The organism is Pseudomonas mandelii (assembly GCF_002251635.1).
In the GTDB taxonomy this organism is placed as follows: Bacteria; Pseudomonadota; Gammaproteobacteria; order Pseudomonadales; family Pseudomonadaceae; genus Aquipseudomonas; species Aquipseudomonas mandelii_B.
The window spans coordinates 14,922-29,266 of sequence record NZ_NMOJ01000189.1 but is presented as its reverse complement, the minus strand read 5'-3'; the positions used below and the strand labels follow the sequence as shown (position 1 = coordinate 29,266).

Sequence of the window (14,345 nt, the reverse complement as noted above, 5' to 3'; positions counted from 1 at the left end):
ACNTNCACCGACACCGTGCCGACCCACTCGAAATTGAAGTTGAGTTTCTCGGCGTTGGCCAGGTCCGGCTCGGCCACCGGGTTGGCCGGCAGGGCGGCGGGCCATTCGGTGGGTGCATCGGTGTTGGCCACCGAGCGCAACGTGCCCAGGCGAACCGGGCCGTTGCGGATCGACAACTCCTCACCCGCAGGCGGTGCCTTGATCGCCAGGCAGATGCGCATGCCCGGGCCCAGCCAGTATTCCTTGCCCATTGGGCGCGGCTCCACGGGATTACCGTCCAGCGCGTAGATCTGCGCTTCGACGCCGGGAATGTTAAGGCGATAGGTCAGCGTGTTATCAAGGTTGAGCAGGCGCACGCGGGTGATTTGCCCGGCGGGCAAGTCGATCACCGCTTGCGAAACACCGTTGATGGTCGACAAGCGTCCAGCGGTGCCGCCACGGGCGGCTTCGCGAGGAATGCTGAAGGCCACGAAAGCCCCCTCTTCATCGACGTGCCAGCTTTTCAGGCTCAGGGTGCGTTCGTGCTTGAAACCGGTCGGCTCGCGCTCTTCGATGATCAGCGGGCCAACCAGGCCACGGCCGAGCTCTTCGCTGCTGTTCACGTGGGGGTGATACCAGTAGCTGCCGGCGTCCGGCACGCGGAATTTGTAGTCGAAGTATTCGCCAGGCAACACCGGCAACTGCGAGACGTAAGGCACGCCGTCCATTTCCAGCGGCAGGCGGATGCCATGCCAGTGGATGGTGGTGGCAACCGGCAGGTGGTTGATAAAGCGCACCCGCAGCCATTCGCCCTGGCGCACGCGCAACTCGGTGCCTGGCGCGGAGGGGCCGAACGCCCAGGCCTCGGTCTTGTGCCCGGCAACCAGTTCGACGTCCAGCGGTGCCGCGATCAGCTCATAGTCATGGCCGGCGTCAGCGTCGGCCATCTTGCCCAGCCAGTACCGCGATGCGCCCCCTGCTCCGACACCAACGACAACAAGACCGGCCAGGCCACCGAGGATTTGGCGACGGGTAAAGGACATGAACTCAACTACCTCACGTATCAGCGACAGGCCCGGGGGCCCGTAAAAGGCGAATACGATACACCTGCGGTTGAGAAACAGTAAGGGTGGGGCGGCGGATGGCCGCAGCAGGTGTGATCATAACGCGAGGCCCGTGATCAGATGCACCACGCCGTCATCCAGCAGCATCACGCCCGGCACACCCGCCACACTCAATGCCTGTCGATCCATCCGCGCCACATCCCGCAATTCCACCCGAACTCGAGTCAGCGCCACCGGCTGCTGCGACTTGAGGTTATCCACACCGCCCAGCGCGGCTACGACATCCGGCGCCAGCCCGGAAACAGGCTGAGCAACCACCTTCGGCTCATCCACCACCAGATCCGGCGTCAACGCTTTCCAGAACGCTCGCTGCATTTTCTCGAACATGTTCAGTTCTCCAGAACCAGTGAAGTATCGACCGTCGCCTCGTGATACAGCCGCAACGCCTCGCGTACCTGTCCGGCACTTTCCAGGCCCAGCACTTGCTGGGCGATGGCCTGGCAGTCCACCAGGTCCAGCTCACGAACCGCTGCCTTGATCGCCGGAATCAACGGCACGCTCACTGACAGCTCATCCACCCCAAGCCCCAGTAACAGCGGCACGGCCAATGTCTCGGAGGCCATGGCGCCGCACACACCGACCCATTTACCGTGGGCGTGCGCGGCCTTTACGGTGCTGGCAATCAAGCGCAGTACCGCCGGATGAAAGCTGTCGGCCTGACTGGCCAGACGCGGGTGATCGCGGTCCATGGCCAGGGTGTATTGCGTGAGATCGTTGGTGCCAATGGAAAAGAAATCCACCTCGGGCGCAAACAGATCAGCCATCAGTGCCGCCGCCGGGACTTCGATCATGATGCCCAGCTTGGGCAGTTCCATGAGGCCCAAAACCTGCGCCTCTTCTTCGAGCAGCTGCCGGGCCAGACGCAACTCCGACAGCTGCGTAACCATCGGCAGCATGATGTGCAAGCGAGCCAGCCCGGCGCTGCTCAGGATGGCCTTGAACTGATCGCGCAACAGTTGCGGGCGCTCCAGGCACAAACGAATCCCGCGCATGCCGAGGAAGGGGTTGGTTTCGCTGCCCATCGGCACGTAGGCCAATGGTTTGTCGCCGCCGACATCCAGGGTGCGCACCACCAGATTGCGCGTCGGCCCGAGTGCCTTGGCGATCGCGCTGTAGGTGGACACCTGCTCGTTATGGCTCGGCGCATGGTTGCGATCCAGATAAAGAAACTCCGAACGGAGCAAACCGACACCCTCGCCTCCCAACGCCATGGCTTGCTCGGTTTCTACCAGCGAAGCGATGTTGGCCGTCACTTCAACATGGTGACCGTCGCGGGTGCAGGCGGCCAACGTTGCGTGCGCCAACTCACGCTGCCGGCGTTGTTGCTGAAGCAGGCGCCTGGCTTGCAGCTGTTCGATGGCCTGCAGATCCGGATCCAGCTGCAATTCGCCCTTGTCGGCATCGAGCAACACCTGGGTTCCGTTGACCAGCGCCAGCACTTGCACCGGCAGCCCGCAGATCGCCGGCAAACCGAACGCGCGGGCGAGGATCGCGACATGGCTGGTCGCACCGCCGCCGACCGTGGCGAACCCCAGTACCTTGCGAGTATCGAGCCCGGCAGTCTGCGACGGCGTCAGTTGTTCGGCGATCAGGATCGCCCCTTCAGGCAGCTCCATCGCCTGATCCCGTACACCGAGTATCAGTTTGAGCACCCGTTGGCTCACATCGGCAAGGTCCGCCGCCCGCTCCGCGAGCAAGGCGTTGCCCAGACTTTTGAACAAGGTGGCTGCCGAATCGGTGGCCGCGCGCCAGGCGAACCCGGCGCTTTTGCCTTCATCGATCAGCACGTCAGCCACTTCCAGCAAACCCGGGTCTTCGAGCAGTTCCTGATGCGCCTTGAAGATGTCGGCCTGCGCGTCGCTCTTGGCGTTGTCACGCAGCTGTTGCAGGGCCACCAGCGCCTCGGCCAGGGCGCGAGACAGGTGATCGCGTTCCACCTGCGGTGTGGCGCCGAGTTCATTCACTTCCAGGTTTTGTTCGGCGATCTGTACCACTTGGCCAAACGCCGATCCGGGAGATGCACAAACCCCGCGCAGCGCCGTCAGCGATGAAGCCTCGACCGCATTCACCTCAACCTGCATCGGGCCCACAACCACTTCACCGCATCCAGTCAGCAGCAGTTCGGTCAGTGTCATGATCGCCGCTTCCGCATCCGGGCCGGCCGCACTGACCTGCATGACATCACCGTGCGCCGTCTGCAACGCCATGATTGCCACCAGGGATTTCGCGTTCGCAGTCTCCTGCTTTTTGTGCAGGTAGATACTCGCCGAAAAAGCTTTGGCCGCCTGGGCAAACACCGCGGCCGGACGGGCGTGCAAGCCGTTAAGATTGGCCAGCGTCACCGGTTTGGAAAACAGCGCTTCGTCCGCTTCCGGCAGCGACGCATCCTTTGTCTGCTCAACAGATTTCAGGCTCAGCAAGGGCTGGCCACTTTCTACCAGACCCGTTCCCGGCGTCAGCCAGGTGAACGGTTCTCCACTGACCACCAGCATCAACGTCAGCAGGCTGCGGGCATTCAATGCAACAAAATCGGCATCGAACTCGATCAGCGCCTGTCCAACGTCAACCTGCTGGCCCTCCTCCACCAACCGGGTGAACCCCTTCCCGGCCAGGTTCACCGTGTCGAGGCCAATGTGCATCAACACCTGCACGCCCTTTTCGTCGGTGATGGTGACTGCATGACCACTGGCCTGCACGTTGCTGACAACCCCGGCCAGCGGCGCACACAAGGTCGTTGACGTCGGATCGATGCACAGGCCATCGCCGATGACCCGGCTGGAAAACACCGGATCGGGCACGAGGTCCAGTGGCATCAATACGCCGGACAGGGGGGCGTGCAGTTGCAATTGTTGGGGTGTGGCCATGACGTCACCTGCTGTTTTGTTCTTTGAAGTGCCGATGGAGCGCGAGGCTCCGACAGCATCGCTTATTTCCACCAATACTCGACCTGCAATCCGACATTCGCACCGTGCCGCGCCGTGCCGAAGCCGCCGGTATCGGACAACGCCGAACCCGCCGCCAGTTCATTGGCCGCCCGTTTGGCCGCCTCGTTCCAGCTGGCATAGGTGTAATACAGACGCACCTCGGGCCGCGCCCAGAATTCCGGGCCTTGGGGCGACCACGTCGGGGCGAAGGTGAACTTGCTCAGCTTGCGCGTGCCGCCTGTGGCTTCAACCTGATCGTGACCCAGTTCGGTCACCAGTTTGAACTGTTCGGTGAGCGCGTAAGTCGGACGAATCCCCAGGGAAATCCAGTTTTGATCGGCCCCGTCCTGGCGAATGTCTTTCTGGTAAACCGCCTCGACTTGCCCGCCAAACCGTGGCGTCACTTGCCAGTCGAAGAACTCCACCACCCGGTAGCTTTTGTTGCTGTCGTCCAGCTTTACGTTACCGGTATACCCCAATCCAGTACCTGGGCCTTCGCCGTACTGGAAGGCCAGTTTGTTCTTGCCGCCCAGAAAACCTGTTTGCACATGCTGTGCGGTGATTGCCCAGCCGCGGTGTGCGTCGCGGCTGTCGGGTTTGTCGATGTAGCTCAGCCCGAGTTCCAGTTCACCACCGGGGTTGGTGTGGAAACCGGCGACGTTGAAGTCGTGACGGGTGGCGTATTCCTTCTGGTACAGGTTGTCCTTGCGCGAGAGGGCGTAGCTGTACTTGAGGTCACCGATCAACACGTCCTCGATACCGCCGCCCGTGGCGCTCTGGTTCCAGTAGTAGAAGTCGGAGATGTGGATGTCGTTACGCTTGTAGTAACGTCGACCGGCCCACAGCGAACCGCCGTTGAGGCTCGGCATGTTCGACCACTGCGCGTACATCTGCGGCATGCGCACCGAGCCGTTATCGCCATTGAACGTCAGGTCCTTGTCGTACTGGTTATACAGCGAAGCCATGCCATCGACGCTCAGCACCGAACCGTCGTCCAGGGTGTGCAGGTCCTGGCGTAGTTCGAGTTCCGCGTACTGCTCGCATTCGTTGCCCAAGCGGTATTTGGTCTGCGCACCGGGCAGTTGGAAACACTGCTGTTTTCCACTGTTGACCGATGTCCCGACACCGCTGCGCAAATAACCGCCGAACTCCAGGGCCTGCGCCGACAATGGCAACGCCAGGCATACGCTCGCAGCGGCAAGGCTGCGATTTAGTGTTGATTTCAAGAACCACCCCATTATTTTTATTGTGTTGTTCCGCAAATTCGGCGCGCAAAACTCCCCCGCGCAGCGTTCTGCGTGTTTTTTAAAGTCGGTGTTTTTAGTAGTCGGTCAGTCGGTCAGGTGCAAAACGAACGACTCAAAGGGCCTTAAAAGAATCTGCCTATTTCGCGGCGGACATTCCGGGTAGTTGCTGATGACCAGACGCTGAGCCATCGCTTCGCTGATCACGTCATCCGTCAGTTCGACTTCGCACGGCGTACCGTAGAAGTTGTTCAGTATCAGCAAACGCTCGCCATGACCTTCACGCACATACGCCCAGATTTGCGGGTGCTCTGGCAGCAATTGCCGATAGACGCCGTCAGACATCAGCGCTTCACTACGGCGCAGGGCAATCAACTGACGGTAGTGATGCAGCACGGAGTCCGGGTCGTCGAGCTGGGTGGCGACGTTGATCTGCACCGCGTTGGCGGGCACGCCGATCCAGGGTTCCGCGACGCTGAATCCTGCGTTCGGCTCGGCGTTCCAGTGCATTGGTGTGCGGCCGTTGTCCCGGGACTTCTGCATGATCGCCGCCATGTTATCGGCATCGGTCGCACCGGCTTCACGCTTGAGGCGGAAGATGTTCAGCGTTTCGACATCGCGGTACTGATCGATGTGATCAAACCCNGGATTGGTCATGCCCAGCTCTTCGCCCTGGTACACATACGGGGTGCCCTGAAGGAAGTGCAGCGCGGTACCAAGCATCTTCGCCGAGACCACGCGGTACTCACCGTCATGACCAAACCGCGAGACCACCCGCGGCTGGTCGTGGTTACACCAGAACAGCGCGTTCCAGCCGCCACCGGCCTGCATGCCCAACTGCCAGTCGGAAAAAATCTGCTTGAGTTGCAGGAAATCGAAGTCAGCCTTCACCCACTTTTGCAGGTTCGGGTAATCCACTTTCAGGTGATGAAAGTTGAAGGTCATCGACAGCTCTTTCGATGCAGGATTCGAATAGCGGATGCAGTGTTCCAGGCTGGTGGACGACATCTCGCCGACGTTGATCAGGTCATGGCCTTCGAAGACTTCACGGTGCATTTCCTGCAGGTATTCATGCACGTTCGGGCCGTCGGTGTAGAAGCGGCGGCCGTCGGTGTTGTCTTCGGGGAAATCGGCAGGCTTGGAGATCAGGTTGATCACATCCAGGCGGAAGCCACCCACGCCTTTGTCACGCCAGAAACGCATCAACTGGTACACCTCGGCGCGCACGTTGGGGTTGTCCCAATTGAGGTCAGCCTGGGTGTGGTCGAACAGGTGCAGGAAGTACTGGCCGGTTTGCGCCTCGTATTCCCAGGCCGAGCCGCCGAACTTGGATTCCCAGTTATTCGGCTGGTCGCGCCAGATGTAGAAGTCGCGATACGGGTTGTCGAGGCTGCTGCGCGCCTGCTGGAACCACTCATGCTCGATGGAGGTATGGTTGACCACAATATCGAGCATCAACTTGATCCCGCGCTTGCCCGCCTCGGCGATCAGCANGTCGCAATCGGCCATGGTCCCGTAGCTNGGGTCGATGGCGTAGTAATCGCTGATGTCATAACCGTTGTCGCGCTGGGGCGAACGCAGGAACGGCGTGATCCACAGGCAATCGACACCCAGCCATTGCAGGTAATCAAGCTTGGCCACGACGCCGAGCAAATCACCCGTGGGGTTGCCGGCGTGGCTGTGAAAACTCTTCGGGTAGATCTGGTAGATCACCGAACGTTGCCAGTCTTGCATGGCGGGATTCCTTCAGTAAGTTTTGTAGCGGCCTTAGGGCCTCATCGCGATCTGTCAGGCGACCCGATACCCGGGCCGGACAATCTTCATGCTCAACGCACAGGTCAGAACAAACGGCACCACAATCGCGATGACCATCCCGATGACGAACACCGGGATGAACTGCGGAATGATCGAGATGAAACCGGGTAAGCCGCCGACGCCGATGGCCGAGGCCTGGACCTTGTTCAGCGACAGGAAGATGCAGCCCAGGGCCGANCCNAGCAGCGCGGCATAGAACGGAAACTTGAAGCGCAGGTTCACCCCGAACATCGCCGGTTCAGTGATACCGAAGTAAGCAGAAATCGCCGAGGTGGAAGCCATGCTTTTGTCCCGCGCGTTGCGGGTCATGTAGAACACACCAAGCGCGGCGCTGCCCTGGGCCAGGTTGGACATCACGATCATCGGCCAGATAAAGGTGCCGCCCTGGGTGGAGATCAGTTGCAGGTCCACNGCGAGGAACATGTGGTGCATGCCGGTGATCACCAGCGGCGCGTAGAGCAGCCCGAAAATAGCCCCGCCGACCATCGGCGCGAGGTCAAACAGCATGACCACGCCTTCGGTGATGAGAATCCCCAGATGCCGGGTCACCGGGCCAATCACAGCCAACGCCAACACGCCGGTGACCACGATGGTGGTAATCGGCACCACCAGCAATTGCACGGCGTTTGGCACCCGCGCCCGCAGCCATTTTTCGATGACGCTCATGACATAAGCCGCCAGCAGGATCGGCAGGATTTGTCCCTGATAACCGACCTTCTCTATCTGGAACAACCCGAGGATGTCGAAGTACGGCAGGCTTTGCCCGTCCAGCCCGGCCACCGCTTTGCCGTAGTTCCACGCGTTGAGCAGATCGGGGTGCACCAGCATCAGGCCGAGCACGATGCCGAGGATTTCACTGCCGCCAAAGCGCTTGGCCGCCGACCAACCCACCAGCGCCGGCAGGAACACGAACGAGGTATTGGCCATCAGGTTGATCAGGCTCCAGAGCCCGTCGAGTTTCGGGTAGGCATCCAGCAGGGTCTGGCCTTCGATGAACATCCCCTTGGCGCCGATCAGGTTGTTGATGCCCATCAACAGCCCCGCAATGATCAACGCCGGCAGGATCGGCATGAACACATCGGAGAACACCCGCACCAGACGCTGCATCGCGTTGGTCTTGTCGGCACTTTTTTGTTTAACGTCGGCGATGGTTGAAGCGGCGAGACCGGTTTGACGGCGCAGTTCGGCGTAAACCTTTTCAACCTCGCCGGGGCCGATGACCACCTGGAACAGGCCGCCGGTGAAGAACGAGCCTTTGACCAGATCGACCTGGTTCAACGCACTGCTCTTGACCAGGCTCGGNTCCTTGAGGGCCAGGCGCAGACGTGTGACGCAGTGCGCGGCCTGCTCGAGGTTGTCGCTGCCACCGAGGCTTTGCAGCAGCTCGCTGGCGATGTTCGGATAGTCGTGGCTCATGCTTTTCTTCCGCTGTAGTTTTTTGTTTTTGGCAGCACGCCGAAGCGAAAAGTACTCGTCTGTACGAGTTAAAGCAACAACTCGTACAGACGAGTTTGATTTTGTTTATTCCGAACCGAGTCGTTGACGATTTTTCCTACCACTTGAAACGATGAAACCTAAAGCCGCATGGACAAACCCCTACCCTGCCCTTAAGGTTCGAAACCTTGAGTACATCGCGGCACAGAGCCATCCCATGAGTAAATACAACCAGATCTACAGCGATCTGCTTGCCAGCATCACGACCGAGCGTCTGGAACGCGGCGCCCGGTTGCCTTCCGAAACCGAATTGATGGACAGCTATCAGGCCAGTCGCGGCACCGTGCGTAAGGCCATCGAGCAATTGCAGGAGCGCGGATTCGCCCAGAAAGTCCACGGTAAAGGCACCTTCGTACTGTCGACCAACCCGATCGAATTCCAGTTGGGCGGCATCGTCAGCTTCCAGGAGACCTATCCGCGACTGGGCAACGACGTCAGCACCGAGGTGGTCGAATTCACACAAATCCCCCTCGATGGCCAACTGCTCGAGCACATCAAGGCTGAAGAAGGCAGCCTGATCACGCGGATCAAGCGCGTGCGGCGGATCGNCGGCAAACGGGTGATCCTCGACATCAACCACTTCGTCGCCGACCTGATCCCAGGTTTGTCCCGCGACATCGCCGAGCAGTCGATCTACGCCTTCATCGAACAGACCCTGAAACTGCAAATCGCCTACGCCCAGCGCACCATCGAAGCGGTCCCCCGCAGTAAGGACGACCAACATCACCTCGACCTCGACGGTCAGAGCCATGTGATCGTGGTCAGCAACCAGACGTTCCTGCAGGACGGCCGGCAGTTCGAGTACACCGAATCACGGCATACCCTCGACAAGTTCTACTTTTCGGATGTGGCACGGCGCTGACCCTACATGGTCACGAAAGGCATGTGGGCATAACTATGTAGTGCACTTGCCTTGAGTAAACGGGTCATCCTCACGACCCATTTCTCAAGGAGCGAGAGCATGCCTGTTGATCAGAGTACCGAAGCGTTACCCAATGCTGCCGACAAGGAGCAGCTGAAAACGATTGCCCCTGTCGTTGTGACAGCCTGCCCGGGCTTGAAGGAGGAAGCCCACGCGGTCGCCAGCGAAATCCTGCAAAAACACGGCATTACCGGCCTGGACCCGGATCAGGTCTGGTGGCACCGGTTCGATAACGTCTCGGCCAGCAGCACCAAGGCCTTTCTGAGTTGGGAGCACGCCCCCAAACCCTGTGAATCCTTGACCCTGACGCAACTGGTCATTCAGGGATACCGCGTCACCGATCAAGACGACGCCCTCGAACTGAACAGTAACGGCGGGTTTTACACGGCAGATGCAAGCGCCAGCATTTTCAATGAAACCAATGAAGTGCGGATGTACCCCAGCAAGGTCCTGACGGACCTGTGGGACAAGAACCTCAGTGAACGCTACCTGAATAAACTGAACGCGTTCTGGGCCACTCATTTCGATGACTTCCGGACCCTGGCCAAATGTAACTACCTCAGCAAAGCCGTCGAGGCGCGGCAAAACGGTCAACTGGAAGAGGAGGATTTTCAGACCGTCGTAAGGGCCGTCGCCGGCGGCGCGGCCTGGCCGATCTCCCTGGCGACCCTACAGTCCCAAACCACTTCGCCTGCGGATCTTCGTGTCTGCGCCCTGGATGTCGCAGGGCATGTCGCCACCGATATTCTGCGCATCGTTGACCGCAACGGTCGGCAGATCACTTACGTTCCCGGCACCGCACAGGCCTTCCACGTGCATCCGACACTGACGGACATGCACTGGTGGATGTTGCTGCAAATGAATGAAGAACAACCACGCACCGAGTTCATGACTCATTTCCCGTTGTCGGTACGCAAGGAAGTCCACGACAACATCACCCCGCTGATGAACCAGTTGGTCGGTACCTGGGGAAAGTACGACCACCACTTGATCAATCAGAAAAACATCACGATCAGCGGCGATGCCTTCACCTGGCAAAGCCGGGCGGTCCAGAGCACGATGCTGGAAGAGGCGGATCTGACGCTGGTGACCCACGGAGAAATGCGCAAACAACTTTGGCTGGGTTACCTGTCTGCCGGCCTGCATGTTTTTGGCCCCTTGGCGGTTCTGGGCTGGCCAATCGCGTTGCCGGTGATCGGCGCCAGTATCGCCGCCATGGGCTTGAACATCGACAAGGCGGTCAATGGCAAAACGGCGGCGCAGCGCAAGGCCGGCGTCATCGGCGCGGTGCTCGATGGCATCAATGCCCTGTTCAATATTCCGCTGCTCAAGGAGGTCAACGTATTGGATGAAGCCGGGGCCGCCGCTGAGGCGGCTGAAGCGGCCGAGATGGCGGATTTGTACAAGACGCTCGATCCGGAAGAAACCGTCGCCACGCAAGACCATCAGGCGTCCGCTGAATCAGAGGAAGGTCCCCTGCAACCGGGTGTGTTGCCTACCCTGCCAGATAAAACCGCGCAAGCCTTTGAAGTGCCAGAGCACTGGCAATGCAATGAAATCCTCGAAAACTACCCTGTGGCCACGAGCGGAAAATTTCGGGGTATCTACTCGCTGGACTCAAACCCTTCCACCGCCATCATGATGAACGATCAGGCTTACTACGTTCACTACGAAGCCGACCTCAATGGTAGCGGTACGTGGGCGATCATCGACCCGGCCAACCCGCATGCCTCCACGGGATCAATTCCCGTGCGCCTGAATGGCGAGGGCGAATGGGAGCTGGCGCCGAAAGCCGGATTGAAAGGCGGCGGCAAAGGCCTCAGCAAGCCTGCTCCCGGACCCGGTCCTTCCAGGCCGACGACTCATGCCCGGCCAAGGTCTGATTTTTTCAGGCATTTAACGAGATACGATGCTCCCAATGGGCGTTCGCTGAACTTCCTGGCCCTGGGAAAGCCCGAAACCCATATAAAAGTCGTCGCCACGCCCGGCAGGGGCATCACAGGGATCACCCCCTATGAAGAGTATGTCGCCGGGCGTCGAGCGGTCCTGATCAGGGATGCAATCGGATTCCAGATCCCCAAGGACTTTTTTGCCTCGTTGCCCGCTCGGCCGGTTCAGCCCGTCATCACACCCTCCACCACCGTTACAGAACTCATCGAGGACATATTCAACGCTGCGCCCGGCCTGGTAGTCGGTGAAAGTCAGGATCGCATTGCCAGCATGCGGTTCCTGATCGAAAACATGCCGACGCTGGCGAAACAAGGCGTCAAGACGATCTATATGCATCGCCTGCTCAACGACTTCAATCAAGTCGACCTGAACGACTTCGCCGAAACCGGGGAGATGCATGGCATGCTGGAGAAGTACCTGCAAAAGCTGCCCGGCGATCCTGCCCGACAATTTACCCCTCTGGAGGTCGTCAAAACGGCCCAACAGAACGGCATTCGAATCCAGGCCACCGATTGCCTGGCCAACTATCGCTACACAGACCCGAACTTCCGCGCCATGTCACGGCAATCCGTCAAGACCTACCTTACCCATACCATCATGCAGGCCACTCAAGCCCGTAATGGCGGCGGCAAATGGGTGGTGCTCACCGACCAGGAGAGTACCAACACATTCAGGGGAATGGCCGGCATCAGCGAAACCGAGGGAGGTATCGGTCTACGAATCGAAGAAGTGGGCCCTGAACAGAGTCTGCACCTCGACATCGACCATGGCATCGAAGTCGGCCGTGAAGTTGCAGACGCCGCCCCCCAGATGGCCGGCAATGTCGACACACTGTATGCCGACATCAGCCTGCAGATTCCAACTCAGGTCATTCAGCGATCGCCCGAGCAAATCAATGAGCTGCTGTTCCGCCAAGGCATGTTCACCATTGAACGGTCGGAGGACACGTTGACACTGATCCATCGCAGCCGGACCAACCAGATTGTGCGAACGATGATTGAGCGAACGGCGGATGGCGGCTTTCTGATTAACCGTCCTGCCTGGACTGCCGTGCATCAGATCACCTACGCGAATCTGATCAACCTTGTCCACGCACTCAACCGCATGGGCCTGACCCTTGAAGGGCGCCTGCCCGTTGTAGCGGCCTGATCGCAAAAAGGCCCCGTGAACTTGCGCTCACGGGGCCTTTCAGGTGTTACGGACGATCAGTTGAGACCGGGATCATTCCCACTCAATCGTCGCTGGCGGCTTGCTCGACACGTCATACGTCACGCGCGAAATACCTTCGATCTCATTGATGATACGGCCGCTGACAGTTTCCAGCAGTTCGTACGGCAGGTGCGCCCAACGTGCGGTCATGAAGTCGATGGTTTCTACGGCACGCAGGGCCACAACCCAGGCGTAACGACGGCCATCGCCTACAACACCAACCGATTTCACCGGCTGGAACACCACGAATGCCTGGCTGACTTTGTGGTACCAGTCGGCTTTGCGCAGCTCTTCGATGAAGATGTGGTCGGCGCGACGCAGCAGGTCGGCGTATTCCTTCTTCACTTCACCCAGGATGCGCACGCCCAGGCCCGGGCCTGGGAATGGGTGACGGTAGACCATGTCGTACGGCAGGCCGAGTTCCAGGCCCAGACGGCGGACTTCGTCCTTGAACAGTTCGCGCAGCGGTTCTACCAGCTTGAGGTTCATTTCCTCAGGCAGGCCGCCCACGTTGTGGTGGGACTTGATCACGTGGGCCTTGCCGCTCTTGGCGCCGGCCGACTCGATCACGTCAGGGTAGATGGTGCCTTGGGCGAGGTACTTGATGTTGTCCAGGTGTTTGGCCTGGGCATCGAAGACGTCGATGAAGGTGCGGCCGATGATCTTGCGCTTCTTCTCCGGGTCGGACTCGCCGGCCAGGTTATTCAAGAACTGATCTTCAGCGTTGGCGCGGATCACTTTGACGCCCATGTTCTCGGCGAACATGGCCATCACTTGCTCGCCTTCGTGCAGGCGCAGCAGGCCGTTGTCGACGAAGACGCAAGTCAGCTGATCGCCGATGGCTTTGTGCAGCAGCGCGGCAACCACGGAGGAGTCAACGCCGCCGGACAGGCCGAGCAGCACGTTGTCGGTGCCGACCTGGGCACGCACGTTGGCGATCGCGTCTTCGGCGATTTTCGACGGGGTCCACAGGGCTTCACACTCGCAGATGTCGAGGATGAAGCGCGACAGGATGCGGCCGCCTTGCTTGGTGTGGGTCACTTCCGGGTGGAACTGCACACCGTAGTAGCCGCGCTCGTCGTTGAACATGCCGGCGATCGGGCAGCTCGGGGTGCTGGCCAGGATGTGGAAGTCTTGCGGCATCTTGGTGACCTTGTCACCGTGGCTCATCCATACGTCGAGGCCGAACAGGCCGTCGGCGTCGATGTGGTCTTCGATGCCGTCCAGCAGGCGGCTTTTGCCGACCACGTCGACACGGGCATAACCGAATTCACGCAGCTCGGAACCTTCAACCTTGCCACCCAGTTGCTCGGCCATGGTCTGCATGCCGTAGCAGATACCGAAGACGGGCACGCCCAGGTCAAATACGGCTTGCGGGCAGCGCGGGCTGTTGGCTTCGTGCACGGACTCGGGGCCACCGGCGAGGATGACGCCTTTAGGTGCGAATTCGCGAATCGCGTCTTCNTCCATATCGAACGGATGCAGTTCGCAGTACACGCCGATTTCACGCACGCGGCGGGCGATCAGCTGGGTGTACTGGGAACCGAAGTCGAGGATCAGGATGCGGTGAGCGTGAATGTCGAGGGCCATGATTCAGTCTCGTCTAAATAATTCAGAAACAGTCGTGATTCAGAAACAACTCGGGGCTGAATAAAACAGCCCCGGTTACTAAACGTTTTGCTTG

The 14,345-nt window shown here is 59.8% G+C and carries 9 protein-coding genes; 2 read left to right on the top strand and 7 right to left on the bottom strand.

Going from position 1 to position 14,345, the window contains the following annotated elements; translation table 11 throughout:
* From B7L09_RS23515 to treP, 6 genes are all read right to left on the bottom strand, one after another.
* Positions 1–1,022 (bottom strand): multicopper oxidase family protein (locus B7L09_RS23515; RefSeq protein WP_094470828.1); only part of this gene is annotated, 1,022 nt, incomplete at its 3' end.
* A gap of 117 nt (positions 1,023–1,139) precedes the next feature.
* A complete protein-coding gene (locus tag B7L09_RS23510) occupies positions 1,140–1,430 on the bottom strand; it encodes a PTS sugar transporter subunit IIB (protein ID WP_094470825.1) in 291 nt (96 codons plus the stop codon).
* Positions 1,431–1,432: 2 nt separating this feature from the next.
* The gene (ptsP, locus tag B7L09_RS23505; RefSeq protein WP_094470824.1) at positions 1,433–3,967 is read right to left on the bottom strand and encodes a phosphoenolpyruvate--protein phosphotransferase; all 2,535 of its coding nucleotides are present in this window, start codon (positions 3,965–3,967) and stop codon (positions 1,433–1,435) included.
* Positions 3,968–4,029: 62 nt separating this feature from the next.
* Entirely contained in the window at positions 4,030–5,253 is a 1,224-nt protein-coding gene (locus B7L09_RS23500) for a maltoporin (protein ID WP_094470827.1), read from the bottom strand.
* A 105-nt stretch (positions 5,254–5,358) separates the two neighbouring features.
* The gene (gene treC / locus B7L09_RS23495) at positions 5,359–7,005 is read right to left on the bottom strand and encodes an alpha,alpha-phosphotrehalase (RefSeq protein ID WP_094470823.1); all 1,647 of its coding nucleotides are present in this window, start codon (positions 7,003–7,005) and stop codon (positions 5,359–5,361) included.
* Positions 7,006–7,059: 54 nt separating this feature from the next.
* Positions 7,060–8,502 carry a PTS system trehalose-specific EIIBC component gene (gene treP, locus B7L09_RS23490; protein ID WP_094470822.1) on the bottom strand — a complete coding sequence of 481 codons (1,443 nt, stop codon included), beginning with the start codon at positions 8,500–8,502 and terminating at the stop codon, positions 7,060–7,062.
* A gap of 235 nt (positions 8,503–8,737) precedes the next feature.
* Here treP and treR point away from each other — a divergent pair, with 235 nt between their 5' ends.
* Both treR and B7L09_RS23480 read left to right on the top strand, forming a co-directional pair.
* Complete coding sequence (treR, locus tag B7L09_RS23485; RefSeq protein WP_094470821.1) at positions 8,738–9,442, top strand: trehalose operon repressor; 705 nt, start codon at positions 8,738–8,740, stop codon at positions 9,440–9,442.
* 99 nt (positions 9,443–9,541) lie between these two features.
* Complete coding sequence (locus B7L09_RS23480) at positions 9,542–12,601, top strand: membrane-targeted effector domain-containing toxin (RefSeq protein ID WP_094470820.1); 3,060 nt, start codon at positions 9,542–9,544, stop codon at positions 12,599–12,601.
* Between the two features lie 72 nt (positions 12,602–12,673).
* On the opposite strand, the gene guaA is transcribed toward B7L09_RS23480, so the two are convergent.
* The gene (gene guaA, locus B7L09_RS23475) at positions 12,674–14,251 is read right to left on the bottom strand and encodes a glutamine-hydrolyzing GMP synthase (protein ID WP_094470819.1); all 1,578 of its coding nucleotides are present in this window, start codon (positions 14,249–14,251) and stop codon (positions 12,674–12,676) included.
* Positions 14,252–14,345: the final 94 nt, after the last annotated feature.

What these genes read in the sequence shown, in the direction of transcription:
- ptsP (WP_094470824.1), bottom strand. Translation starts at nt 3,967, where the DNA reads ATGGCCACACCCCAACAATTGCAACTGCACGCCCCCCTGTCCGGCGTA.
- B7L09_RS23480 (WP_094470820.1), top strand. Translation starts at nt 9,542, where the DNA reads ATGCCTGTTGATCAGAGTACCGAAGCGTTACCCAATGCTGCCGACAAG.
- B7L09_RS23510 (WP_094470825.1), bottom strand. Translation starts at nt 1,430, where the DNA reads ATGTTCGAGAAAATGCAGCGAGCGTTCTGGAAAGCGTTGACGCCGGAT.